This window comes from Spirosoma lacussanchae (assembly GCF_005870035.1).
GTDB lineage: Bacteria > Bacteroidota > Bacteroidia > Cytophagales > Spirosomataceae > Spirosoma > Spirosoma lacussanchae.
Map to the genome: position 1 here is coordinate 42,225 of NZ_SWJG01000012.1, position 22,316 is coordinate 64,540.

Here is a 22,316-nt window from a genome sequence, read left to right on the forward strand (position 1 = left end):
TACAACCCGCACCACTCAGTTGAACGAGTTGCAAATATGTAATTAATTATTTTATTTCGTTTAAAATTTTACACATAACTATTTCCTTATGCCGGGAAAAATCATTGCCATCCATACGTCCAAAGGCGGTATGGGTAAGTCCACACTCACGGTTGTGCTGGCCTCGTACTTAGCCTACGTCCATCAGAAGCGGGTCATCGTGTTCGACTGCGACCCGCCCCAACATTCCATTGCCGATTTGCGGGAGGAAGAAGAAACCACTCAGTCGCTGCTCCACCAGACCTACCAATTGGTTTCGACAAACGACCTAGCTACCATGCCTCAGCCCTATACTTCGGCTAACGACCAAGCAGCATTTGAGCGGTATCGTCACAACCGGCAAGTCGGCCTGACGGAAACGTACCCGGTTCATGCCTTACCGTTTTCGGCTTTGCAGGAACTGGATATGGACCGGATTCGCGACGACTTCGATTATATCTTTCTGGATATGGGTGGCCAGTTTAACGCGGGCATTCTTCGGGCATTGGCGGAGACCGATATGTTGCTGGTACCCTTCACAACGCAGCAGGTGGATGTAACAGCGTCTATTCAATACGTCGGGGCGATTCTTGATTATGTGCTGAATAGACAGCTACCTGACTACCTGACTATCCGCTGCGTTTGGAACAAGTACAAGTTCACGTTTGCCCGCCGTGCCGACGCGCTGGAAGCGTATTTGGCCGGGGTATTCAAAAACGAGGTACTGCCCGTTGCCTTTCTGAAGACGCGGCTGAATGATGCCGATGCTGGCTTCGACCGGGCCAAGATGCTGACGACCATCTCGTCGCCGGTGCTGCTGCCCGCTGGCCGCTACGTCCGTAAGCGATACGACTCGCAACCTGCCGAATGGCGGGAAGCGCAATACCTCCAGGACATTGTGAATCTCATTGACGAAATCCGGGCATTACTACCTGATACCGTTTCCACGACCCGCCGATGAACTTAGATAAATACCGTCGAACCCCTCCCCAACAGGCCGGGCCTGATGGGCACTCGACAGCCTCAACAGAACCTCCCCCACCCGAAGCCCCAAACCTCGGCAGTATGACCGGTAGTCTCCGACAGAAAGCCAGCCGATACCGAACGTTCGTTCATGACGAAACACAGGTCCGCGTACCGACTGCCCCTGAACCACTGCCACCGGCTGAAGACCCGACACTCCTACCTGATTCGCCAACCGGAACCATACCTGCGAAAGGCAATAAATTTAAGTCGAAAGCGGACGTTTCCGCCCCCCGTAAACTGACCAATGGCCTACCAGCACCAGCGAAGAACCGGGAGCCGTCTCCGCTAACGGGCGTGAAGATTGTGTATCTGGATGAAACGATGAAGGCGGAGTATATTCAGATAGCTGGCTATCTCATGCTTCACTACCGCATCCGGCTGACCATGACCGCCTACTTCTGTTTCCTGCACGAGCAGGCCGTTACCAGTCAGTCCGACCCAGGCTTTCTCGACGCGCTGGTTCAATTCACCAAACGTACTACCGATACCCGCTAACTCATGTTCCTTGTCATTACAACCAGCACCTTCCTGATCCTGGCCACCGTCGTGCTGCTGCTGTGGGCCGGTGGTGTACTCTGGTTTACGGGCCGGGCAAAAGCCAAAAAAGCGGTTCGTCCCACCCCTACCCTCATGTCCTTTTTCCAACCCATAGCCGGTAAAACCACCATCGACGTACCCGCCCCAATGGCTTCTTTTCGGCCAAATGAACTGATTACGACGGGTAGGGCCAACCAGACGACTACTCCGGTAGAGGTGAAAAATGCCACTCCTCCCACGAATCAGCCTCCTGCCCCTGAGCCGTTGGACGATCCAACTTTTGCTACCGCCGAACTGGTAGCCGTGCCCGTTGCCCCTACAACCGAACCCACGCAGCCCGTAGCCGATACGCCCCAACCTGTTGGCGGGTTTCAACTTTCCCTCGACCGTCAGTTATTGAGTCGGCTACTGAGCGACGATACCCTTTGCGAAGCGTTTGAACAGGCACGGGCCACGACGCTCGAACGCCAACGCGAAACCGGTCGGTCCTACGCTACGCTGTTTCGCGAAGTCATTGCTGACAAGCCCGCCGACGTGCAGGCAGTTCTGCTCAACCTCCTGACCGAAGATGAAGTCGAAGATTTTGTCTGAAAGCAGCCGACATCAGTTTGACTAGCTTTTTGTTGCCACATGATTTATTTATTGCCTTTCGATTTCCCCTTGATTAGCGCGGCAAAGGGCAGGGCATCGGGGTTCGACCGGCCACGTAGTGGTGAGGAAGAACCCCGATGTGCTGACCGACGCGCACGGCCTGAGATGGCCCGCAGGGCGTTCTCAGGCCGCACCCCTTGATTACCTTTTTTGTTCCCTGCTTTTTCTATTTGAATAGCTGACTACCTGTCTATTCTGCTACCTGATTATCCCCTTTGATTCGAGCAGCACCAGGGCAGGGTCTTGCGGGGAGCAACCGACCGCGAAGCGGTGAGGGCGCGGACCGGAAGATGATGCCCGTCGCGCTCGTCGGAAGATGGCCCGCAGGGCGTTCTTCCGACGTACCCCTTTGATTCTTCTCAACTGCGCCGATACCCGTAGGCACCGGCGCGGTTGGGGTTAGGCTACAAGTTCGGCGGTTGGCTCCGGTTCGCCTTCGGTTTCCATCCGGCATTTCAAGTCGGCAACTTCGGCTTCCAGGCGGTGCAAGTCGGTTTCCTGCCGAAAGGGTTGGGCCAATTTGCGGCTAAACTCCTGCTTGATGAGCCGGGCGCGTTCCAGTTCGCGGATGAGTTGGGCGGGGGCTTCGCTGGCACGGATAACGGCGGCTTTGAGCGATGAAAACAGCCCGTTCGATGAACCTACCACACCCGAAAGACTCTGCCCCCAAACGTACCGTACTACGGCCTGACCGGGCAGAAACTCACCAATCAATTCCTGTGAGCGTTCGCCGGTCAAGGTCAATGCAAGGCCGTTTACGGTTAACGTTCTCGCTTCCTCCACCCGGCGTTTTGCCAACCCTTTAACCTGCTCAATCAGGTGCTGTACAGCTTCGCCCCACTTTTCGCTGTAGGTCGTGCCGTTCACGGTTACGCTCGTTACCATGTAAGGCGTACCAAAGTGCTGCTGCAAACGGGCGGTTTCCTCTTCCAAACCGGCCAATAACGGGCTGCTTTTCTGGATGAAGCGTTGGGCGTTTTCTACCTGCCATTGGGCATCCATTAACCCACGTTGCCAGTTCTTACGAGCCTGCTGCACCCGCGAAAGTTCAAGCTGGCGGGTCGTGTATAATAAAGCATACTGCGAACCGGATAGCGTCGCCATCATCTGGTCGAACGACATAGCGGCAAAATCATCGTCCGCGCTAATGTCTGTTATCTGGTCGTCGGCAATGTGGCCTTTTAGTACCTGATTGATAAACTTCTGCTTGATGGCTAACCGTCCGTAAGCCGTAGCGTCGAGCGTTTTTTCTACGCCGTAGGTCAATACCTCAACCGGAATGCCCCAAACGGCGTGTAAGTTTCCCTGCCGGATGAGCCGCCCGTTACGCTGCTCAAAGTCGGTCGGTCGGTTCGGCGCGTCCATGTGGTGAACGGCGGCTAACCGTTCCTGCACGTTCACGCCCACGCCCGCCCGTTCCGACGTGCCGAGCAATACCCGTACCTCGCCCGTTCTGACTTTGGCAAACAGGGGTTCGCGCTTGTCGGCTTCGGCGGGTACGATAGCAATTTCATAGGCGGGAACGCCCTGCTGAATCAGTTTAGCCCGTATGTCCTCAAACAGGTTGAAGCGTCGGTTTACCGGCTCGCCTGCTTCGTCTAACCACCCGCGAACGGCGGGGCTTTGGTAGGTGTCGGCAAAAACCAATTGCGTACCCCGATACGTTGCCGATTCCTTGTAAATCCGCCAAACCTCGGCTACCAGTCGGTTACACTTCGACCCGGCTTCGTCGGGGTTGCTGGCATCGAGCAACCGTAAATCAATAGTAGCTTTCCGGGCTTGCCCAAAGCACACTAACGGGACGTGTGAATTATCGCGCTTCTCGGCTCCGGTCAGATTTTCAAACCAACGTAAGGTTGCTTTAATGCTGTTCAGTTCGTCGGCTACGCCCTCGGTCTGCGGTAGAATAATCCGGGTGTGTTGCCCATTTTTGAGGGTGGGTAAGGTCGCGTCGCGCTGGAACTCGATAACGTCTTCATTCAACACCACGTCCACATGAGCGCGGTACAGTTCCGAAAGTTGCTGCACGTTCACGAATTTGGCAAACCGCTCCACGGCTTTAAAGTTGCCCGTTGCCGTCAGTTCAAACGATTGTATCACGCTACCGAACGCTCCGGCGAACTGGTCAAACGTGGACAGCATGGCCCGGTTTAGCCGGTCAGGGGCAATAAAGCGTAAGGTCGTCCATGCTTCGGCCATGGTGTTGCTGATGGGCGTACCCGTTGCCAGCACCACCCGGCCCCGCCGTGCCTGCACCGTCCGGCACTTGAACAAGGCACTTAGCGCGTCCTCGCTGCCCGCCGAATCAATGCCTTTGACGTTCTGCCGGGCCGTGAAAAAGCCTAACCGTTTGTAGCGGTGGGCTTCATCCAGAAACAAGGCATCTATACCCAACTGGTCAAACGTCAGCATCTCGTCTTTCTTCCGGTCGGCCTGCCGGAATCGGCGGTTGGCCAGTCGTAGCTTTAATTCGTTCAGCCGCTTTACCGACATGGGTTTTTGTCGGCCCTGCCGCTCGGCTACGGCCAGGGTGTAGGCAATGCGCTCTATTTCTTCCTGAATAAATTCTTCTTCGCTGGCCGGGTCGTCGGGAATGAGTTTTAAAAAACTCTGCGGAATCAGCACACCGTCGAAGTTGTTGGTTGCGATGCGCTGCAAAAACCGTTTGCGGTTGGCAGCTTCCAGGTCGGCGGGCTGCGGTACGTAAATCAGGGCTGCGGGGTACAACCTCCGCCACGCATGGGCAAAGTCGTTGAGCGTCGAGTTCTGTACCACAATCATTGGTTTGTGGGCCAACCCCAACCGCTTCAACTCCATAGCCGCCGTTATCATGGTAAAGGTTTTGCCACTACCGACAGCATGGGCCAACAAAGTATCCTGCTCCTTGATGCGTTCTACGCCCCTGAACTGGTGCAAACGTAGCTGAACGTCCGGGGCCGCTCCGGGGTACTGCCGTAGGGCTGGCTCCCGATACGTTTTGTGTACGTAACTGTTGTACAATTCATTATAAACCGGTTCGATGGCCGCGCTATGGTGGTCGCGCACGAAGTCAATAAACAGGTCGTTTAAGGCTTCCTGCGCCTGTACGGCCTGACTGGTGGCTTCCACGTCTTTTACCGTTCGTTCCTTGCCCTCCGGGTCGATAATGGTTTTGGTGACGACAACGGTACGTTGCTGTAAGGCGGCTTCGATCAACTGTATGGCCGTTCGGCGCGACGTACCCAACGAGCGGTTTTGCACCGATGAGACGTTACCCATGCCCTCTACGTCGTACTGCCCTACCCGGTGGTTATAGCGAACCGTTACGCAACTCGTCTGTAACGTCTGGCTAATAAACTCCTCAATAATGCCCGTAGGAATCCAGACCGCACCCAACCGGAACGAAATAAGCGGGGCGGGAATGGTGGCCGGTACTACGGCGGCTAACGCCCGTTCATTCACGGCGTACTGTGCATCTACCTTAGCGGCTTCGCTGGCTGCGGCTAATTTCTTTCTGACGTTGCCCGATAGGTACGTATCACGGTCTTCCAACCGGCCCGACGTGGGGTTTACGTAGGCCAATTCCGACGTTACCAGCGATTGTTTAACCTCCTGCGGGGTCTGGTTTAGCCAACTGCTTATCTGTTCAGGGCTGACCCAACCATATAGCCCGATTGACAACCGTAGCGCGTCGGCCAACGATTCTACCCGCTCCGGGGTGTGGGTGGCCGGGTACACCCGTTGCCTGAAAATATCGGCTTTGGTGATGGTGTAGGAGGTGGCTGTTTTAGGGTTGCTGCGGTCTGGCTGTGTCCGGCTCACCACTTCTAATGCCTGAACGCTGGCAAACTGCGGGTCGTAGTCTTCCAGAAATGCTAAGGCCCGGTTTCGGTTGAGCGTCCCGAAATAGCGCGTAAATAAGGCGTATGATTGGTTTAACTCTACCCGTAGGTCGTCAGTCTCCACCTCTCCCCTACCCTCTTGCTCGGCCTTTCTTAGCTGGTTGACTGCCCGCTTCACCCGCTCGTACTGAGTAATGATGAGCGTTTGACTGTAGCGTTTGCCCCGAATCGTTACAGATTCGGCAAACCGGTTATCGGCTCCGGCTGGCGCGTTGCTTCGTGCTGCGGCTTCGCCGGTATAGATGCCTTTCGGTAATTGGTCGAAGGCTTCGGCCAATTGCTGCGGCAAGGTGGCCGGGTCGGATAGGTGTAACGTTGGCTGGTCGGCCCGGTACAATCCACCTTTGTTTACCTCGTCGGCAAAACGCATTTCGCCCAGCATCATAGCGGGGTGGGCGTGGTAATATTCATTCACGGCCAACGTTCTTACCGTCTCCTCGTTGGTTGCATCGGCGCGAAGGGTTACGGTACGTTCAAACGGATAGGCCGCGAAGGGTCGCGCAGTGGGGGTACGTTTCCGTAAAAACAAAACGTCGGTCGTTACCTGCGTTCCGGCGTTGGCTTCAAACGCATTCGACGGTAAGCGGATGGCCCCCAACAGTTCGGCGTTGGCTTCGACGGTCAGAAATTGGCGGAACGCTGGCCCGGCTGCATCGAGCGTACCCATCGACGTAATCAGGGCCACTACTCCGCCCGGCCTGACCAACTGCGCGGCCCGGCCAATGAAATAGTTATGAATGGCAAAGCTGTTCAGTTCGGGGTGCTGCCGGTCATACACCGTGTACGAGCCAAACGGTACGTTCCCAATTACCAAATCAAAGGTTTCCGGCGTAAACGCGGTTTCTTCCAGTCCGCAAACGTGGGTTTCTATCTCCGGGTATAGTTGTTGCAGGATGCTCCCCGATAGTCGGTCTTTCTCGACCGCTACCCACGCCGAACGCTCCCGCAAGGCCGGGGGCATCAGGCCGATAAAATAGCCGATACCTGCGGCTGGTTCCAGGATCCGCCCCCCTGAAAAGCCAAACCCTTCGATAGCCTGCCACATAGCCGCTACCACGTTCGGGGCTGTGTAAAAAGCGTTCAGGGTCGATACTTCGGCGGCTCGTTGCTCGGCGGTGGTCAGTAGTTCGGCCAATCGCTGGCGGGTACGTCCGTACTGGCTCCCCCACCGGTTTACCGATTCGTCGAGGGCTTTGGCCGGGTCGGTCTGGGCGGCACCCCGCTGTGCGTGTTGCCACTGCTCAAACAGTTCATTCTTCCATAGTGCCGACAACCCACCCCAACCCGTGTATAACGCCAACTGCTGCTGTTCCTCTGCTGTCGCCGGGCGGTTCGCTTCGGCAATCTGTTTCAGGGTTTCAACGGCGGCAAGGTTCGCCCGTAGCTTGGCGGCTTGTCCGGCTGGTATTGTGAAAGCATCCGGGTTTAGGATGAACGGCGTTTGTGGGGCTATTTCTGTCCGGGCGGCAAGGGGCCTTAATTCGCTCTGCTCATCAATCGGCAATAGTCTTGCCGGTTGCGGTTTTGCGTTGCGCTCGTCCCGTGTGGGCGGCACTAAACCGGGCTGACCAAACAGCGCAAATTGATTGGCAACGACAACAAGGTTCCGGGCCGCCGCACCGGCGTACCGGCCGGGCCGGGTTTGTGAGGAGTGGGTACGCGGAGTTGAGTAACGCGACATAAATAGCTGAATAGTTTGATACCATAAAGATAGCTAACTATTCACCTATATAAATACTCAACTAACTATCTATCAACCTTTTACAACCCGCTTGATTCACCGTTTTCTTTAGTTACCCCTTTGATTCGTTCAGACCAGCGTTACCTCGTTAGCGTACACTTTGAAAACGAGATCATGATTGGTGGCCGAAATAAACCGAAGCATGGGTTGGCCTGCCTCGTCGGTTTCTTCGGCACTCTGCGAAACCCAGCCCTCCCGGCCCGCCGGCATGAGCGGCCCCAACGGTACGTTGAGTTTGGCCCGGCGATAGTTGCCTTCGGGTGGCGGTGGTTCCGTTCGTTTCATGGCAAAGCAATCAGATAGCTGAGTAGTTTTCTACTCAGCTATCTGACAAGTTATTTAGATGGCTCTAAAGATAGGCTGATAGTTGAATGGCTGCGCCGGGTACGTGCGGGGTTGCGGCTTTCGACAATTAGCGGTTTCCTGCGGCCCCCACGACGAGGGCCGAAACCCTGATTTGCCCCACAATGTAAGCAACCGACAATACCGCTCCCGCCCCTCCTGAATAAACGCCTGCCCGATGGCATCAGCGGTTGGTTCAAAATAAAAAACCTGAAATGGCTCCGCTTTCTGAACGCCGAGGAATACAAACCGTTTTGCCCCCAACCCATCCAGATAAAAGGCCGCCTGCCGGTCGTACTGGTACTGCTCGCAACACTCGATGAACTGTCGGTACGTGCGGGCACGGGTCGTTTTGATGTCCACAATCAGGCCGTGCCGCAAACGAAGGTCGGTTTGGCCTTTGCAAAGCAGCCCGGTGGCCCTATCGTGAAACAGGTGGGGCTTTTCTTTCTGCCCCCATTGCAACACCCATTTGCCAAAGCGGGTACTACGAACGGCCTTCGCCATCGCGGTCAGCCGTTCCCGGTCAATTGTCAGGTCGATTGGACGGGCGCAACGGGGTTCTAACAGTAATTGGTGAAAAGCGGCCCCTTCGGCAAAGGCTTTGACGGGTACTTTGTGGGATTCACCAAGTAAGAAGCGTTCAAACTCGCTGAGGTCGGAGTTGGAAATGGCCGGATACGAGCGGTAATATTCAGGACTTACAAGTTGCATAGAAAACTAAGCGGATAATCGGGTGAATAAATAGACAAAAAAAGGTAGTCAGCTATTTGGATAGCTGACTACCTAAAAATTTAAACAGTCTCAACTTCTTCCACCTCGGTAGGCGTAGATTCTCCCGAACTCAGCGAAAGAGAAACAACATCCGCCGAAGGCAGGGCAAACGTTTCCGAAAAGCTGAGGTAGCTGGCGGTCTGTTTGAGCGTGTCGCGCCGGTAGATGGGGCAGTCTGCCGCGTACTCGGCCAATTGCTGCACCGTAGCGGGGTCGGCTAATTGATAGCTGAACCGGCCAATAAACCACGATTTGGACGGGTCGTTTTTGCTGGTCAGTTTTTCCGGGCGTACCGTCAGCACCACGTCGCAGAGGTTCAACGGCTCGTTACCTTCATAGATGAGCTTCTTGATAACGCCCCGTAGCTCGGTCAGCGTCGTACCGTTGAACATGATACTCGACACACAGTTGAGCGCGTCAACAAAGAAGAGTTCAGCCCACGGCTCCCGGTTGCGATTAAACAGTCCGTCCTCGAAAATGCGGTAAACGAACGGCTGAAACGTAAACTCCTTGATGGGCTTTCCCGACTTATCCAGTACGGGCGTGTCTCCGTCGATGTTGAACTGCCCGGTTTGGGAGTTATAGCGGTACTGTTTCGGTTCGCCTTCGATGTAGCGGAAGATGTCCGAAATAAGGGTCTCACCATGTTTGTTGACGGTCTCTTGCTGATAGGATTTCATACCTGTATAGCGTAAAAAAGGGGTTGGTGCCTGGGCTTACACCGGCCAAGCGTTAGCGGTTTCAACACTACAAAGATAGCTAACTATCTGACTATTTAAGCATCAAACTATTGATATACAAGACTTTACAAACCCGTTTGATTCTATTTTCGGTCAGAAAAGCCAGTTCATAACCCCTTGATTAGAAAAATAGCCGACTATGTAAATAGTCAGCTATTCTGTAATAGCTTTCATTCTTGGTGACGATCAAGGACGGGTAGGGCGGGTTAACGCCTGTTCGCGGAGGTGTAGTTGATACTGCTGCTGGCGCGTATCGAGGATACTTTCCAGCCGCTGCAACTCCCCTTGAAACGAAGGTGATTGGTACAGCGAATCGGTACGAATCAGTAATCGTTGCAGCGGGACCGTTCTGGCAACGGCGGTTTGGGCTGTCACGTAACGATGTTGCCAATAACCGGCGGCATAGGTATCGCGCTGTTGTCGGGTTTGTAGCCAGGCAAAGACCAGCCCGCCGATGAGCAGACCAGCGACGACCATACCTCCCGTCAGGTACCGAACCAATTTGAGCAGGGCCGATCCGGGTTGTTCCACCTTGACTACTTTCGGAACCAGCTTGTCTAAATGCTGTTCAAGCGTTGGGCCAAGTGCAACAGGTATCTGCGGCAACCACTCCGTGAGCTGGCGTATCAGGTCATCCCGATGCGACTGCCCTATCTTTTCAATAGTTTCCACCAGCGCGGCAATCAAGTAGGGAGGAAGCGCATCAGTTGGTAAGACTGGTGGTGTCTCTTTTACAGATTGAGCAGGTTCTGGTTTAGCCGCCGCCGGCTTGTTGCTGCGTTGCCAATACGGATTTGAGGAATACAGCTTATTGGCTGGAGCCGCACCAGCCCGATCAGGGCCAAGCGTGTCCATGTCGGGGTGAGTAGGGGAGAGGTTCATCCGAAAAATGAGGTCAGGGCCGTCCGGTCGATGAACGGCCCTGACTGGTTAGCGTTATAATTTAGCTTTAAACGTGCGGGTGGGTTCGCTACCTACGGGTGCCATCTCCTGCCGGGCAACCTGCTCCGCTTTCAGTTCGGTGTGGTGCCTTATGCCGGGGGGAGGCCCCATCTTCAGCGGACTCGAATCGGGGAAGGGTTCGCCCTGCCGATTTTGCAAAATGTCATTGAGGTCTTTTTGCTGACGTGTAGGGCGAACTACGTGATACAACGGTTGCCCCTGCCGACCATTAATCTCATCGGTAAGCAGCGTAAGAGCTTTGACCAGCAGCCGCCCGTCGTTCGGGAAATGGATGCGGGTACGGGTTACAGCCTGCCCGCTGTCGGGGTCAACCAGCGTTTCGCGCTGAAACTCCTGTACCCGTTTCTCTTTATCATTGGGGTCGTTGTTGTAGTTGAACTGCTTCGTAAAGCGGTTCATCTCGTCGAGGAACCGGCCCAGAAAAGCCTCATTGCGTCCAGCGACACCTTCCCCTCCGATACCAGCCTGTTGAGGTTGCCGCAGTTCAAGTTCCAGCCGATTAACGCCCGAATACAGGTCCTTCTCCAGCTTGGCATCTTTGTGGTGCTGGATGCGCTGCGCCATCTCGTCGGGCGAGATCATGGCCCGTTCCCGAGCCACCCGGAATTCGTTTCCTACCTTTCCCAGCATGTACTCCGAGTCGGCCAGTTTCTGCACCTCTTCGGGCAGGGGAATCCCATACGCCTTTGCGTAGGCAAACGCCGGAATAACCGACTGCACCATTTCGACGGACACCTTGACATAGTCGTCGGGCATAATTTCTTTAAAACGGGCCTGGTGGTTGATGGCCAGTTTGTGCCCTTCCGACAGGTTGCCATCCGGTACGTCGAACCGCTTCAGTACATCGCCAAATGTCTTTATATCTGGTTCGTAGGAAAACTTCGGTCCCAGTACGTTGGCGAGCGGATTCGGAGGCAGGTTGGGACCGGAATACGCGATTTCTGGCTTGACGCGCAGGGCCGGATCAGCAGCCGGATGTTGCAGGCCGAGGTAGTTGATCGCAAAGCGCAATCCGGCATTGTCGCCATCCTGAGCAATCACAAATTGCGCTTCGGGGTTACGATCCAGCACCTTCTGAATAAAGCCCATCTGTCGGCTCCCCGGCTGGCCACCCGTTGCCATGTAGAACCGCCGTTCGCCCTCAGCTTCGGGGTTAAGCTGCTTGAATGAGAGCGCGTCAATCGCCGACTCAGCCACCAGCACCCGCTGGGCAGGTACTTCCCGGAAGGCAGAGCGGGCCGTTTCGAGCGGTAACTGCACCTGCTGCGGCTGCCCCTCCCGCACAAAGTTGAACGCCACCGTGTCAGCACTATGCCGGTACACCGTACCCACCGTGCCGGCAGGAAGGGCTGGTTTGTCGTGCATATCCAGGGGCAACTTCAATTCATAAAACCGATTGGAATGCCATAGGGCTTCGCCCCGCTCACCGGAGGGGAACGACTTGAAGCGTTCGTTCCGAATATCCATCGAGACGAGGTGGCCGTCCTGGGCGTACATGGGGAAAGAGGTATTCCGATGGATCGTCCCCTTCTCACTCGTGTAGGCGATGTTGTGAATGCGCCCATCGAACTCCGGCGAGAACAGCACATTGCGGTGCAGCGAACGGCCCTCCAAATAGCGCGTGTCCGTCAGCGGGGCGATGGCATAACGACTGTGCAGGTCTTTCTCCCGCAGTTTGGTATCGATCAGGCTCTCCTTGACGTGTTTGAGCGGGGCCGTAACGCTCTTCTGCAATACGTAGTCGGTCGAAGACATAATCCGGTCGACGGCTTTAAATACGTTGCGATAAATGCCGTTTTCAACCCGTTCCAGAAACTTGATGACATCGCCCCGCCAGCCCCGCTGGTCGTTCATGTCCACGAACATCTTCTGTCCGTACTTGTCGCCAGTGTACACGGCCAGCCGTTCCTTGGCATTCTTCTCGCCCCGTTCGTAGATGAGCCACTCGTCGCCAGGCTTCGACTTCTTGGTATCAAGCGCAAAGCCATAGTCACGCAACACTACCTCCAGATCCAGCTCACGCTTGATGGCATCGAAGTCACGCACCAGCTTTTCCCCACGGGGCCTGGGTGTTGGCTGCGGCTCTTGGGGGGTCTTTTCGGTCGATGCGGTGGTTGCATCTCGATTTGCTGGGGCGATTTTGGTAGCCTCCTGCGCCGTTTGCGTCGCCGACGGTAGCCTAACCGGGGTAAGGTCGATGCGGTGATCGTCGGCGTATTTTTCCAGCGTCTGAATGTTCCACGCCTTATGGTAGGCCGTGGAGTCCAGGACGTTCTGGTAGAGGTCGGGCACAGCTAATTGCCGGTATGCCACTGACCCATCTAATTTTCCCCGGTTGGTAATCAGAGCCGCCCGGTTCGTCTGCGCCCGCGTAAACAGTTCGCCAAACTGGTCCGGCCTAAATCCGTTGATGGCAGGATACAGCCCGACCTTCTGCGGGCCGTCACCGAGCGTGAGCATCTTACGAGGCTGAGGGTTATCGGTCAGTTCGGGGTTAGTACGCGTAAGGACACGCGGGCCGTAGACCTCCTGAATGGCTTTGTTGAGTCGCTCGAAGTTGGCCTTTGTCGGCTCAATCCAGAGCTGTACGTTGCCAATGGCGCGGGCCGGGTCTATGGCGTTCATGGCGTAGTCGCCAAACGCTACATAACGTACCCCGGCTTTGTTCAGTTGGCGCAGAATGGCCAACTGCTCGCGGGTAGCGCGGTTTTGTGCTTTCTGTTTCATTGCGGGTCAGGGGCTGGGAGTTCAAAGCCACCCACTACAGGTTCCTGCACCCTGTGCAGGTCATGGGCTAACTCCGTCAGGTCATATTGCAGGTCCATGAAGGCCAGATAAAGCCGCTCCCGCTCGTCGGGGTTCAGGGCCTGCCAGAGATCGGGGTCGTTCACGGACGCATTCAGGACGGTAATCGGTGGGTCGCCGGGTTCCTCGCCATCACCAATGTATAGCGGCTGAATAGCCTGGTGAATCCGGTCTTTTCCCCACTGCTCTTCCAGGGTTATCAGGTAGTGCATGGCATCAAAGCGTGGGTTTGGCAACGGGCATGAAGTCATCGGCCAGGGATTGCTGCGCCCGGCTAACCTGCGGTTGGAGGGGTGAGACAGGCGGAGCAAGCAGGCTGAGCGATAGAGTAGGAGAGGGGTCTCCCGGCTTGAGGTGTGACTCGACGAGAACGGGGCCGAGTGCATGCACGACCTGCTGATGAATGTCTGTCAGCACCGGTTGCCAGATATACATCTGACCAGTGCCCGAAGTCGGCTGCTCCTGACAGGCATCGAACGATGGAGCGAAGAGTTGTACCAATCGACTGGCCTGCTCGTGCGCTAACGGCATAATACCCTCATTGCTTTTTTTCATTGCTTTTATTTAATTTTTTATCTAAATTACTTTAATTAATTAAATATTTGATGTTATCCAACTGTATTTTTGTCGCAAACAGCACAGTGGAGTATGACAAAACGGTATTTAAAAAGCCTTTCGGGCGGGTTGATCTGGCTGACAATGAGTGGTGTAGCCCCGCCAAAGGCAATGAATCAGAGTAATGTTGAATGTGGGAGATTGGCACAGGTCGAAACAGGGGGTGATCACGGAACCTCAGTTCAACAGTGGGTACATGAAGCCAGCCCGGAAGCGGTAGAGTCGGCCTTCAACCGGCTGTTTCTGCTCTCTCCCGACGAAGCCCAGCGTATTCCCTGCCTGCCCCCCTTAGGCGACTGGTCGGGCAATCATATTTCATCGGCTTTTGGAATGCGGAAACACCCGACGCTTCGAAGCGTTCGTCACCACGACGGTATCGACCTGGCCGGGCCGCACCAGTACGTTCGGTCGGCGGCAGCCGGGCGCGTCGTGGCCACTGGCCGCAGCACCAGCCTGGGGCAGTACGTCCGTATTGATCACGGCAATTCGTATCAGACCGTGTATGGGCATCTGGCCCTGACGACGGTGAAGCCGGGGCAATGGATTAGGCTCGGCGAACGGCTCGGCATTACGGGCCGTTCGGGCCGGGCTACGGGTGTGCATCTGCATTACAGTGTCCTGAAACAGGGCGTGGCCGTCAACCCGGCCCCCTACCTCACTCTGGCCATTCGCTTCGTGGCATACTATCGGCAACAGAATCAATCAACCCTAATTCCTTAGTGCATTATGCCTGAAATGACCAACAAAGAGCGGGAGGGACATACCCAGACCGTCGAACTCTTCATCATTGCCGCCATCGGTCTGCTTTTGCTACATAGCCTATGGTACTGCCACGAACTTATCTATTCGGATAGCTGGATAGTAGAATATTTGTATAGTACCCTATCCAACCTGAACAGCCGATTGGGCTTGTTTAGTAATCCGTTTATCAGCAAAGCACTGGTGCTGCTGCTCTTATTTCTGTACGCCATTGGCTCGAAGGGGAAGATTGACCCGTCTATCGGGCGCAACCAGGTACTGCATTACGGAGCGGTGGGGCTGCTGCTGTTTATTGGCTCTGTGCCGTTGCTGTACGCCAAAACGTGGGTAGCACCGGTGGCCATCGACATCCTCTACGCCGGGCTGACACTGGCCGGCACCATGCAGTTGATAAAAGGCGGGCAGTATCTTTCGCGTATCCTCTTCACCCGCAGTTCGAACGACATTTTCAACGACACCAACGAGGAATTCCCACAGAACGAGACGTTGGTGCAGAACGAGTTTTCGATTCACTTTCAAACGCTATATGCCTACCGGGGCGCGTGGCGCAGGGGGCTGATCAACGTCGTCAACCCGTTCCGGTCGGTGATCGTGCTGGGGTTGCAGGGGTCGGGCAAGACGTTTGCGGTGCTGATTCAGGCACTCTGGCAAAGTTTGTACAAGGGGTACGTCACCTACGTGTACGATTTCAAGTTTCCCGACCTGACGCTGGAGGCTTACAACGCCTACCGCAAAACCATTGCCGAGAATACCTACGCCTGGACACCCGCCGACCAATTGGCCGACCGCAAACGCCGAAACGATCCGCTCATTCCGAAGTTTTACGTCCTGAACTTCGACGACATCGAGTACTCGCACCGCTGTAATCCCATCGATGCCGACGGTATGACCGATGTGATGGATGCCTACGAAGCGGCTCAGACAGTGATGCTCAATCTGAACCGGACGTGGGCGCAGAAGCAGGGGGAGTTCTTCCCAGAATCGGCCATCAATTTCCTGACTTCGGTACTCTGGTATTTGCGGACGGTCAGCCTGAAATACCGCGTCCTCCACGCTACCGAGCAGGCGAAGCCCGCCGATCAGCAACGCCCGGACATACTGGCCACCTACGCTCGGCTGGCGAGTTGCTGCACCTTTCCCCACACACTGGAATTCATCAACCGTCGCTACGATGAAACCTTCGCCCTGATGGAACGCTACCCGGAAGTAGAAATATACGTCCGGCCCTTCATTGATGCCCGCGACGGGGGCGCGATGGAGCAGTTGGAAGGGCAGATTTCGTCGGTGCGGATTCCGATGGCCCGGCTCTCCTCACCAACGCTGTATTGGGTCATGACGGGTTCAGACTTTACACTCGACATCAACAACCCCGCAGACCCCAAAATTTTGTGTACGGGCAACAACCCCGAACGTACCGCCATATACGGCACTGCGTTTTCGCTCTACACGGCCCGGCTCATGAAGCTGGTCAACCGGAAAGGGCGGCTCAAGTCGGCTCTGTTCTGGGATGAATTGCCGACCATGTTCCTCAAAGGGCTGGACATGCTCATCGCCACAGCCCGCTCGAATAAGGTAGCCACCTGGCTGGGCATCCAAGACTTTGAGCAGTTGACCCGTGACTACGGCGAGAAGGAAGCTAAGGTGATCATGAACCTCGGTGCCAATGTGTTTTCGGGTACGGTCGTGTACGAAACGGCGGAGAAGCTGTCGCGTCGGTTTGGTAAGACAAACCAAACCAAAGAGTCCATCACGTACTCGAAGCACGATACCACCATCAACGTATCGCAGCAGTTGATAGAGATGATTCCGGCGGCCAAAATTTCGCGGCTGAAGCAGGGTGAGTTTGTAGGGCAGTTCGTGGACAATTTCGGTGAGGAGTTCGACCTGAAAACGTTCAGGGCGTTCATCGGCGTAGAAACCGACCAAATGAAGAAACCTCACCAGCTACCGCCCATGCTCGACTTGGACGGTATTATCCGCGAGGTGTACAGGACCGACCCCATCGACCTAACTCCCGCCGACCGACAGGCATTCAAAGCCCGCTTACTTCAGGACAACTACCACCGGGTGAAAGAAGACATTCAGCTACTGGTAGATTGCGAGGTAACGGAGTTCGGAATTGTGTTCAAGGAGCGGAAGGGTTGAGAAATTCGTTGAGTGAAAGCTATATAGAAAAGTAGTTGGTTATTTGAATAGTTACCTACCCCTTTGTTCTCTCCTGACTGCCCTTAAAGGCAGTCAGTTTTTTTTACAGCACGTAATGGGCGGTTATGGCGTGAAATGCCTTCTCGTCGAGGTCGTAGCGGGCCGGTAGGGTCAGACCCGAATTACCGTTAAACAGGGCGTGGTTTACGCCGTTGTACAACAACCAGGCGTTGGGGCCGCTACCCAAAATACATTCCTCGGTAGCCATGCGTTCCATAGCCGCATCAACCAGTTTTTGCGAAACGCCCACGTTACGAACCAGTTTGGCGGCTTCCTGCCGGTCGGTTACGGCCCGGTCCTGCATGATCGTAAATACGTCGTGCGTGGGGCTGGGGCAGTCCTGCGCGTAGCGCAGAAAGTCGCGCAGAAAATTGACCAGAAACGCCCGGAACTGATTGAGATTGATGCCCCGGTGCGTAAACATATGCTGGTAGGCCCGCAACGTCTCGGCACTCTCATACACCCATTCCAAACCCTTGACTTTGGCTTTCTCCGGTGTCTGGCCCGTCACGAGCCAATCAAGATACTGGTCAAGGCTTACGAACTCATCGGCCCATCCCATCATGCCGTTAGAACAGATTTGGCGGAAGAACGCCACCCGTACTTTTTGCTCCCGTACCCGCTTCATCTCCGTTCCCTGAATGGTAAACTGAGACTTACCTGTGTACGAATTGGTAAACGTGAGTTGCCGTTGAATCACGTCGTTAGGGCCTACGGTCGTTTCGTCGGGCAAAATGACATTGATGGCATACTCGCCGTTTCGGCTGTAGCGAATATGTACGGGCTGCTCGATGCCTGTTACCTCCGTAACGGCATCGCGGATAACCGAATTGGGGATGAGCGAATAGCGGGGCGACTGAGCCGCAAAAATCTGGCGTTCCTCGCTGGGCATATTGCCCACGATAAAATGCTGGCGGTCGGTCGGTATCATCCGGTAAGGGTTGGGCAAAATGTCGCGGGCGGGGACTGACTTAACGGGGAAGCAAATTGTGTCCCATGAATCGGTAGTAAGCAGTTGGTTGTTTACGTTGGCTTTGCGCATGGCAATCAGCAAGTTTTAAGATTTTTTCGGCCTGTCTTTCAGACCGTTTGCTGATATAAAAATAGCCAATTCAATATAACATAACTAATTCATAATCAACAATATAAACCTTTATAAACCCGCTTGCTTACCGTATTTTCTAACTACCCCTTGATCCACAAAGGGCCTTTGATGGCCCTTCACTCAGGCATAAACGCGGGTCAATGACAACCGTAAGCCCGTCATTCGTTCAATCGTGGCGTGCAACTGACCTGCTTCTACCTGCTCAATGACTATTTCAGAGATAGTGGTTTTGGTCTCGGTTAGAAAGCACAGTTCGTACAGGTCAGCAGCGACATCATAGCGCACGGTAACGCTTTTGATCCGCGAGTTGGCAATCTGCCAGCGTAGCGAGTGGGCTTTGTTGTCAACGCGAAAAGCTTTGGCCCCCATCATAAAAAAAGCCGTGCGGCCAATCTGGTCGTAAAGGGTTTGTACGTAGGAGTTCATGGTTACTGCCATTGTATAGGGGAGTTATTGATTACACATTGTCTGAAGACTACGGGTATGAGTACGCTGGCTCATCCGCTGGGACTGATAAAGCTGAAACAGGGTAACTTCAAGGGCTTTTCCCATCAGCCAATGGGCAACTTCCGGCGAACACATGAAGGCCGGGTTTTCTAAATCAACCTCGGCGACGCTATGCCAGATAGGAAAGTCTTCGGGCGGGTTGCTGAATACAAATCCCTGCTCACGGGCTGTTGCGATGAGGTCGCGGTTGATGCGGCTGTCAATGGCTAACCGAATACGGGCAGGGCTACAAAAACAAGTCATAAGGGCCGTAAAAGCAGCGGGGTTAGTATGTCGTTCGCTGATTCACTATTTAAATTTACGGCTTGCTCAATTTATATAAAACACTGATTTTCTGTTAGTTGAACTTTATACTCCCTCCTTGATTTATCGTTTTACCTTCGCTAATTCCCCTTTGATTGTACCTCAATTGGCATAAAAAAACCCGCTCCGGGCGGGTTGTCAGCAGAACGTTTACGGAGTAGTTGGTTCGGGTAACGGCATGTTTTGTTGCTCGAGCCAGGCTCGTTTATAGACAGCGAAACAAAGGCTGAATACCTGTTCGGGTGGTAGTTCGAGGAACATGGCCAGTTCGCCTATTTCGTTGAGACTCAGATTACGCAGGTGATTCTGTTTGGTTTTATACCAATTGTTGTAGGACATCTTCATAACCTCGGCGATTTTGCCTTGTTTGATGCCACGAAATTCAAAAAGGCCGTAGATGTCTTCGTAAAGAAGTTTGGGTTTCTGTTCCATACTTGCAGGGCAGAGGGCTTACTTATCAAGCCCCTGCGGTGCAAATAAGAGTATTTTCGACGGTTGTTACTACTATATTGAATATTTTTTTGTTTAATTTTTTATGTATTTATCCTCGTCCCCTTTCGCAATTGGGAAACCTAAATCCTCCACCAACCGGCAGAAGCCGGGAGTGTAATAATGTTTCCCAGCGAATACAGCCCGGAGCAGCCGCACCATTTCCTCTTCGGAGTCAGTAGCGGAAGAGTACCCTGCCAGATCACTGTTGAAGGTGTGGATGAACTTTCCCAGGTCGGGCTGATCAAAGTAGACAACTGGGGCGAACAGAGGATTTTGCTCTCTGTACTGCCGAATCTGAAAGATGGTGTCATGCGTGAGGACACTTACATCCGCCAGCAACACCAGCCGCTTTGGCAGAATACAGCCTGTTTTACCGGCATTGCGCCTAAATGTTTCCCAATCGGCCACCTGACGGAATCGCCATGCGCTGATATTTTGATCAGATTTAGTAAGAGGTATTGCAGGCCAAACAGCACTAATTGAAGGACCGACTAGCCAAGCATCCTGGGTACGTGTAAATAAATTACTGCACATGTTAGGGTAGTATGGCTGCGCTTTTTGACTTCACCCATCGGTTAGGCCGTGCATCCATATCTCAAAAAAACAGGCTGGAGCGGTGCCCCCCAACCTGAATTCGATTAACCCTATTGTGTTTTCGACCAATCGGCGAAGTTGCGTTCCTGTTCGGTGAGTTTGTGGGAGTGTTGTAAATCCGGTTTACCAAGCGTACCGAAACAATTACTCCATTTTTTTAGGACGAGACACCGCTTTACACCACTCGTGCAATTTTCTCCAGTACTCTATGATCGTCGCCAAAGCGACACAAGGCATCGCAGTGGGTGCGTAACTCGGACATCAATAGGTAGCGGATTGGCGTGTTGGTTTGCCTGATAGAAGGCCGGGTTAGCTGCATCTCCACCTCTTTGCGTCGGCTGTCGGGAACGACCAGATAGAGCGTTGTGGCGTGGTCTGGCAGCGAACAGGTTAGATCGGTTAGGCGCAGGATACCTGAGTAAATCGACGTACTTTTTTCCACCTCAAAAGCGCATACCAGCCGACCAGTACCCTTCTCCAGCCAAACTACGTCAATCAGGGCAATGGTTTGGGCGGTTTCGGGCGCAACGGGCAGGGCGGGTAAGCTGGGCAAACTCACAAACGAAAAGGCGTGACCGTTGTACTGGCGAGACAAATCATTACGCGCCACGGCTACATCATAGCCCAACGCCCGGCCAATCGTCAACAAATGGTGTTGCATCTCTGAGTGCGTTTGCTCTTCCTGCTGATCATAGACGACTTCCTTGTGCCGTTTCGATAGTTGTTTTTGCACTTTCTCGCGTTCACTTTCCGGCTGTTCCCCAATGCCCGGAACCAATAGATTGCCCGCTCCAATCTCAAACAGTAACCCAGCCAATGCGCCCAAATCGTTGGACAGCAATTGCCGGTATTCATGGTTGACGGCTATCATTTTCTCCCGGATCGCCAGATACTCCGACCACGAGCCGAGCTTTCTGCGCTCGCTGAACAATCGATTATACCCGTTTATGATCGCGGTATTGAATGGAGGCACCCAGGTCGGATGCAAAAAATAGAGGATGCTGGCTACGGCGGGGCCAAGCCCCTTGATTTTATAACTGTCTAATCGGCTAATCTCCGCGACCACGGTTTCGGGTTTAGTCGCTTTTAGACAGCACGCCAAAAACTGCCCGAAGTATCGTTTATGGTCCTGATTTTCGTAAATATCAGGAATCCGCAGCTTGGGTTTCCAGTAAAACGGGTGCGATGCCCCCTCAAATACCTGTTTCTGCTCCGTGATGCAGGTGAGCACAAATTCCAGCGAACTTCCCTTGAAATCATTCGGGAACGATCCGTCTTTGATATCACTAATCACCTGCAACACGCCCCGCCGAATGGAGCGAAACGCCTTCAGCCGATCCTCATTATGCAAAAACCAGGAGTGATACGTGAGGTCTGGATTTTGTTTGTACTCGTTAATCAGGTTTGTTAAGGTAGTTGTGTGCATACGTTTGTTACCCTTAGAGCAGGGAGGATAAAGCATGGGCTAAAGTAACCCAAAAATTCTGTAAGGCAGACGAAGAATCTTGCAATAACCCCATGTACTCTATTTTAGTTATAGAATAGAGTAACAGGTAACTACTCAACATTTACCGCTTCGGCGGTTCTATCAACGGAATGAAAACAACCAACATCGAAAATTTGGCGGTGACATTGTCCCGATCAACTGGATTAGCTATAGCGATTGGCCTCATCCTCAGCGGGTGCACCAACGACGATGGGCTTCAGCCGCAGGCCCACGATGAAAACGTCTATCAGCAGATCAACCATCGGATGATGACCGAGATGGACAAAATGGCCGACACCAACGACCCCGACCATGACTTTGCTATGATGATGCGGATGCACCATCAGGGAGCCATTGATATGTCGAACGAAGAACTGAAGTCGGGCGACAACCAGACGATGAAGCAAATGGCGCAACAGGTCATCACGGCGCAGACGGCGGAGATTGCTCAATTTAATCAGTTCCTCCAAAGCCACAAAGCGGTGGTTATCCCTGCCGGTGCCACCTACAACGCCGAGGAAATGGAATCCATGATGAAAATGATGCGGGCGCAGGATGTCCGTGTTCTGACCGGTGATTCAGACGTGGACTACGCGCAGCTACTCATTGACCACCATCAGAGTGCGCTGGAGGTGGCCATGTCGGAACTAAAATACGGCGATGATGCCCAGATTCGGCAGATGGCTACCAAGATTATTGACGATCAGAAAAAGGAAATCGGCATGTTGCAGGACTGGCTGAAAGCCAACAAGAATTACTGATTCACCTGTGT

20 protein-coding genes are annotated in these 22,316 nt (G+C 54.0%); 6 read left to right on the forward strand and 14 right to left on the reverse strand.

The features are described from left to right. Window positions 1-88: 88 nt before the first annotated feature. From FBR45_RS24720 to FBR45_RS24730, 3 genes are all read left to right on the forward strand, one after another. A complete protein-coding gene (locus tag FBR45_RS24720) occupies window positions 89-979 on the forward strand; it encodes a ParA family protein (protein WP_138507158.1) in 891 nt (296 codons plus the stop codon). Window positions 980-1,083: 104 nt separating this feature from the next. Next, entirely contained in the window at window positions 1,084-1,539 is a 456-nt protein-coding gene (locus tag FBR45_RS24725) for a hypothetical protein (protein ID WP_246082380.1), read from the forward strand. A gap of 3 nt (window positions 1,540-1,542) precedes the next feature. After that, a complete protein-coding gene (locus FBR45_RS24730; protein ID WP_138507160.1) occupies window positions 1,543-2,172 on the forward strand; it encodes a hypothetical protein in 630 nt (209 codons plus the stop codon). Between the two features lie 459 nt (window positions 2,173-2,631). On the opposite strand, the gene FBR45_RS24735 is transcribed toward FBR45_RS24730, so the two are convergent. The 8 genes from FBR45_RS24735 to FBR45_RS24770 all read right to left on the reverse strand — a co-directional run bounded on the left by FBR45_RS24735 (window position 2,632) and on the right by FBR45_RS24770 (window position 14,033). After that, on the reverse strand, window positions 2,632-7,794 hold the full coding sequence (locus FBR45_RS24735) for a DEAD/DEAH box helicase family protein (RefSeq protein ID WP_138507161.1): 5,163 nt from the start codon (window positions 7,792-7,794) through the stop codon (window positions 2,632-2,634). A gap of 129 nt (window positions 7,795-7,923) precedes the next feature. Beyond that, window positions 7,924-8,139, reverse strand: coding sequence for a hypothetical protein (locus FBR45_RS24740; protein ID WP_138507162.1), 216 nt, complete (start codon window positions 8,137-8,139; stop codon window positions 7,924-7,926). 54 nt (window positions 8,140-8,193) lie between these two features. Beyond that, a complete protein-coding gene (locus FBR45_RS24745) occupies window positions 8,194-8,910 on the reverse strand; it encodes a PD-(D/E)XK nuclease-like domain-containing protein (protein WP_138507163.1) in 717 nt (238 codons plus the stop codon). An 80-nt stretch (window positions 8,911-8,990) separates the two neighbouring features. Beyond that, the gene (locus tag FBR45_RS24750) at window positions 8,991-9,650 is read right to left on the reverse strand and encodes a hypothetical protein (RefSeq protein WP_138507164.1); all 660 of its coding nucleotides are present in this window, start codon (window positions 9,648-9,650) and stop codon (window positions 8,991-8,993) included. 246 nt (window positions 9,651-9,896) lie between these two features. After that, window positions 9,897-10,565 (reverse strand): hypothetical protein, encoded by a 669-nt coding sequence (locus FBR45_RS24755; RefSeq protein ID WP_138507165.1) that lies wholly within the window; start codon window positions 10,563-10,565, stop codon window positions 9,897-9,899. Window positions 10,566-10,646: 81 nt separating this feature from the next. Further along, window positions 10,647-13,400, reverse strand: coding sequence for a toprim domain-containing protein (locus tag FBR45_RS24760; RefSeq protein WP_138507166.1), 2,754 nt, complete (start codon window positions 13,398-13,400; stop codon window positions 10,647-10,649). Next, window positions 13,397-13,690 carry a hypothetical protein gene (locus tag FBR45_RS24765; RefSeq protein ID WP_138507167.1) on the reverse strand — a complete coding sequence of 98 codons (294 nt, stop codon included), beginning with the start codon at window positions 13,688-13,690 and terminating at the stop codon, window positions 13,397-13,399. The genes FBR45_RS24760 and FBR45_RS24765 overlap by 4 nt, the downstream gene beginning before the upstream one ends. A 4-nt stretch (window positions 13,691-13,694) precedes the next feature. After that, window positions 13,695-14,033 carry a hypothetical protein gene (locus FBR45_RS24770; protein ID WP_138507168.1) on the reverse strand — a complete coding sequence of 113 codons (339 nt, stop codon included), beginning with the start codon at window positions 14,031-14,033 and terminating at the stop codon, window positions 13,695-13,697. A 171-nt stretch (window positions 14,034-14,204) separates the two neighbouring features. On the opposite strand from FBR45_RS24770, the gene FBR45_RS24775 reads away from it, so the two are divergent. Next, on the forward strand, window positions 14,205-14,813 hold the full coding sequence (locus tag FBR45_RS24775; protein WP_138507169.1) for a M23 family metallopeptidase: 609 nt from the start codon (window positions 14,205-14,207) through the stop codon (window positions 14,811-14,813). Window positions 14,814-14,819: 6 nt separating this feature from the next. Further along, complete coding sequence (locus FBR45_RS24780; protein ID WP_138507170.1) at window positions 14,820-16,997, forward strand: YWFCY domain-containing protein; 2,178 nt, start codon at window positions 14,820-14,822, stop codon at window positions 16,995-16,997. Between the two features lie 103 nt (window positions 16,998-17,100). Here the strand turns inward: FBR45_RS24780 and FBR45_RS24785 are convergent, their stop codons facing one another. From FBR45_RS24785 to FBR45_RS24810, 6 genes are all read right to left on the reverse strand, one after another. Continuing rightward, the gene (locus FBR45_RS24785; RefSeq protein WP_138507171.1) at window positions 17,101-18,099 is read right to left on the reverse strand and encodes a DUF932 domain-containing protein; all 999 of its coding nucleotides are present in this window, start codon (window positions 18,097-18,099) and stop codon (window positions 17,101-17,103) included. Between the two features lie 183 nt (window positions 18,100-18,282). Further along, window positions 18,283-18,600 (reverse strand): hypothetical protein, encoded by a 318-nt coding sequence (locus FBR45_RS24790; RefSeq protein WP_138507172.1) that lies wholly within the window; start codon window positions 18,598-18,600, stop codon window positions 18,283-18,285. Window positions 18,601-18,612: 12 nt separating this feature from the next. After that, window positions 18,613-18,912, reverse strand: coding sequence for a hypothetical protein (locus FBR45_RS24795; RefSeq protein ID WP_138507173.1), 300 nt, complete (start codon window positions 18,910-18,912; stop codon window positions 18,613-18,615). A gap of 210 nt (window positions 18,913-19,122) precedes the next feature. After that, the gene (locus FBR45_RS24800; RefSeq protein WP_138507174.1) at window positions 19,123-19,404 is read right to left on the reverse strand and encodes a hypothetical protein; all 282 of its coding nucleotides are present in this window, start codon (window positions 19,402-19,404) and stop codon (window positions 19,123-19,125) included. Window positions 19,405-19,497: 93 nt separating this feature from the next. Continuing rightward, a complete protein-coding gene (locus FBR45_RS24805) occupies window positions 19,498-19,998 on the reverse strand; it encodes a hypothetical protein (protein WP_138507175.1) in 501 nt (166 codons plus the stop codon). A 235-nt stretch (window positions 19,999-20,233) separates the two neighbouring features. Continuing rightward, complete coding sequence (locus FBR45_RS24810) at window positions 20,234-21,484, reverse strand: hypothetical protein (protein WP_138507176.1); 1,251 nt, start codon at window positions 21,482-21,484, stop codon at window positions 20,234-20,236. Between the two features lie 170 nt (window positions 21,485-21,654). Between FBR45_RS24810 and FBR45_RS24815 the strand changes: the two genes are divergently transcribed. Continuing rightward, window positions 21,655-22,305, forward strand: a complete 651-nt coding sequence (locus FBR45_RS24815; RefSeq protein WP_138507177.1) for a DUF305 domain-containing protein — start codon at window positions 21,655-21,657, stop codon at window positions 22,303-22,305. The last annotated feature ends 11 nt before the right edge of the window (window positions 22,306-22,316 follow it).

What these genes read in the sequence shown, in the direction of transcription:
- FBR45_RS24805 (WP_138507175.1), bottom strand. Translation starts at nt 19,998, where the DNA reads ATGTGCAGTAATTTATTTACACGTACCCAGGATGCTTGGCTAGTCGGT.
- FBR45_RS24775 (WP_138507169.1), top strand. Translation starts at nt 14,205, where the DNA reads ATGAATCAGAGTAATGTTGAATGTGGGAGATTGGCACAGGTCGAAACA.
- FBR45_RS24815 (WP_138507177.1), top strand. Translation starts at nt 21,655, where the DNA reads ATGAAAACAACCAACATCGAAAATTTGGCGGTGACATTGTCCCGATCA.
- FBR45_RS24790 (WP_138507172.1), bottom strand. Translation starts at nt 18,600, where the DNA reads ATGGCAGTAACCATGAACTCCTACGTACAAACCCTTTACGACCAGATT.
- FBR45_RS24810 (WP_138507176.1), bottom strand. Translation starts at nt 21,484, where the DNA reads ATGCACACAACTACCTTAACAAACCTGATTAACGAGTACAAACAAAAT.
- FBR45_RS24755 (WP_138507165.1), bottom strand. Translation starts at nt 10,565, where the DNA reads ATGGACACGCTTGGCCCTGATCGGGCTGGTGCGGCTCCAGCCAATAAG.
- FBR45_RS24785 (WP_138507171.1), bottom strand. Translation starts at nt 18,099, where the DNA reads ATGCGCAAAGCCAACGTAAACAACCAACTGCTTACTACCGATTCATGG.
- FBR45_RS24750 (WP_138507164.1), bottom strand. Translation starts at nt 9,650, where the DNA reads ATGAAATCCTATCAGCAAGAGACCGTCAACAAACATGGTGAGACCCTT.
- FBR45_RS24735 (WP_138507161.1), bottom strand. Translation starts at nt 7,794, where the DNA reads ATGTCGCGTTACTCAACTCCGCGTACCCACTCCTCACAAACCCGGCCC.
- FBR45_RS24760 (WP_138507166.1), bottom strand. Translation starts at nt 13,400, where the DNA reads ATGAAACAGAAAGCACAAAACCGCGCTACCCGCGAGCAGTTGGCCATT.
- FBR45_RS24730 (WP_138507160.1), top strand. Translation starts at nt 1,543, where the DNA reads ATGTTCCTTGTCATTACAACCAGCACCTTCCTGATCCTGGCCACCGTC.
- FBR45_RS24745 (WP_138507163.1), bottom strand. Translation starts at nt 8,910, where the DNA reads ATGCAACTTGTAAGTCCTGAATATTACCGCTCGTATCCGGCCATTTCC.
- FBR45_RS24740 (WP_138507162.1), bottom strand. Translation starts at nt 8,139, where the DNA reads ATGAAACGAACGGAACCACCGCCACCCGAAGGCAACTATCGCCGGGCC.
- FBR45_RS24780 (WP_138507170.1), top strand. Translation starts at nt 14,820, where the DNA reads ATGCCTGAAATGACCAACAAAGAGCGGGAGGGACATACCCAGACCGTC.
- FBR45_RS24795 (WP_138507173.1), bottom strand. Translation starts at nt 18,912, where the DNA reads ATGACTTGTTTTTGTAGCCCTGCCCGTATTCGGTTAGCCATTGACAGC.
- FBR45_RS24725 (WP_246082380.1), top strand. Translation starts at nt 1,084, where the DNA reads ATGACCGGTAGTCTCCGACAGAAAGCCAGCCGATACCGAACGTTCGTT.
- FBR45_RS24720 (WP_138507158.1), top strand. Translation starts at nt 89, where the DNA reads ATGCCGGGAAAAATCATTGCCATCCATACGTCCAAAGGCGGTATGGGT.
- FBR45_RS24770 (WP_138507168.1), bottom strand. Translation starts at nt 14,033, where the DNA reads ATGAAAAAAAGCAATGAGGGTATTATGCCGTTAGCGCACGAGCAGGCC.
- FBR45_RS24765 (WP_138507167.1), bottom strand. Translation starts at nt 13,690, where the DNA reads ATGCACTACCTGATAACCCTGGAAGAGCAGTGGGGAAAAGACCGGATT.
- FBR45_RS24800 (WP_138507174.1), bottom strand. Translation starts at nt 19,404, where the DNA reads ATGGAACAGAAACCCAAACTTCTTTACGAAGACATCTACGGCCTTTTT.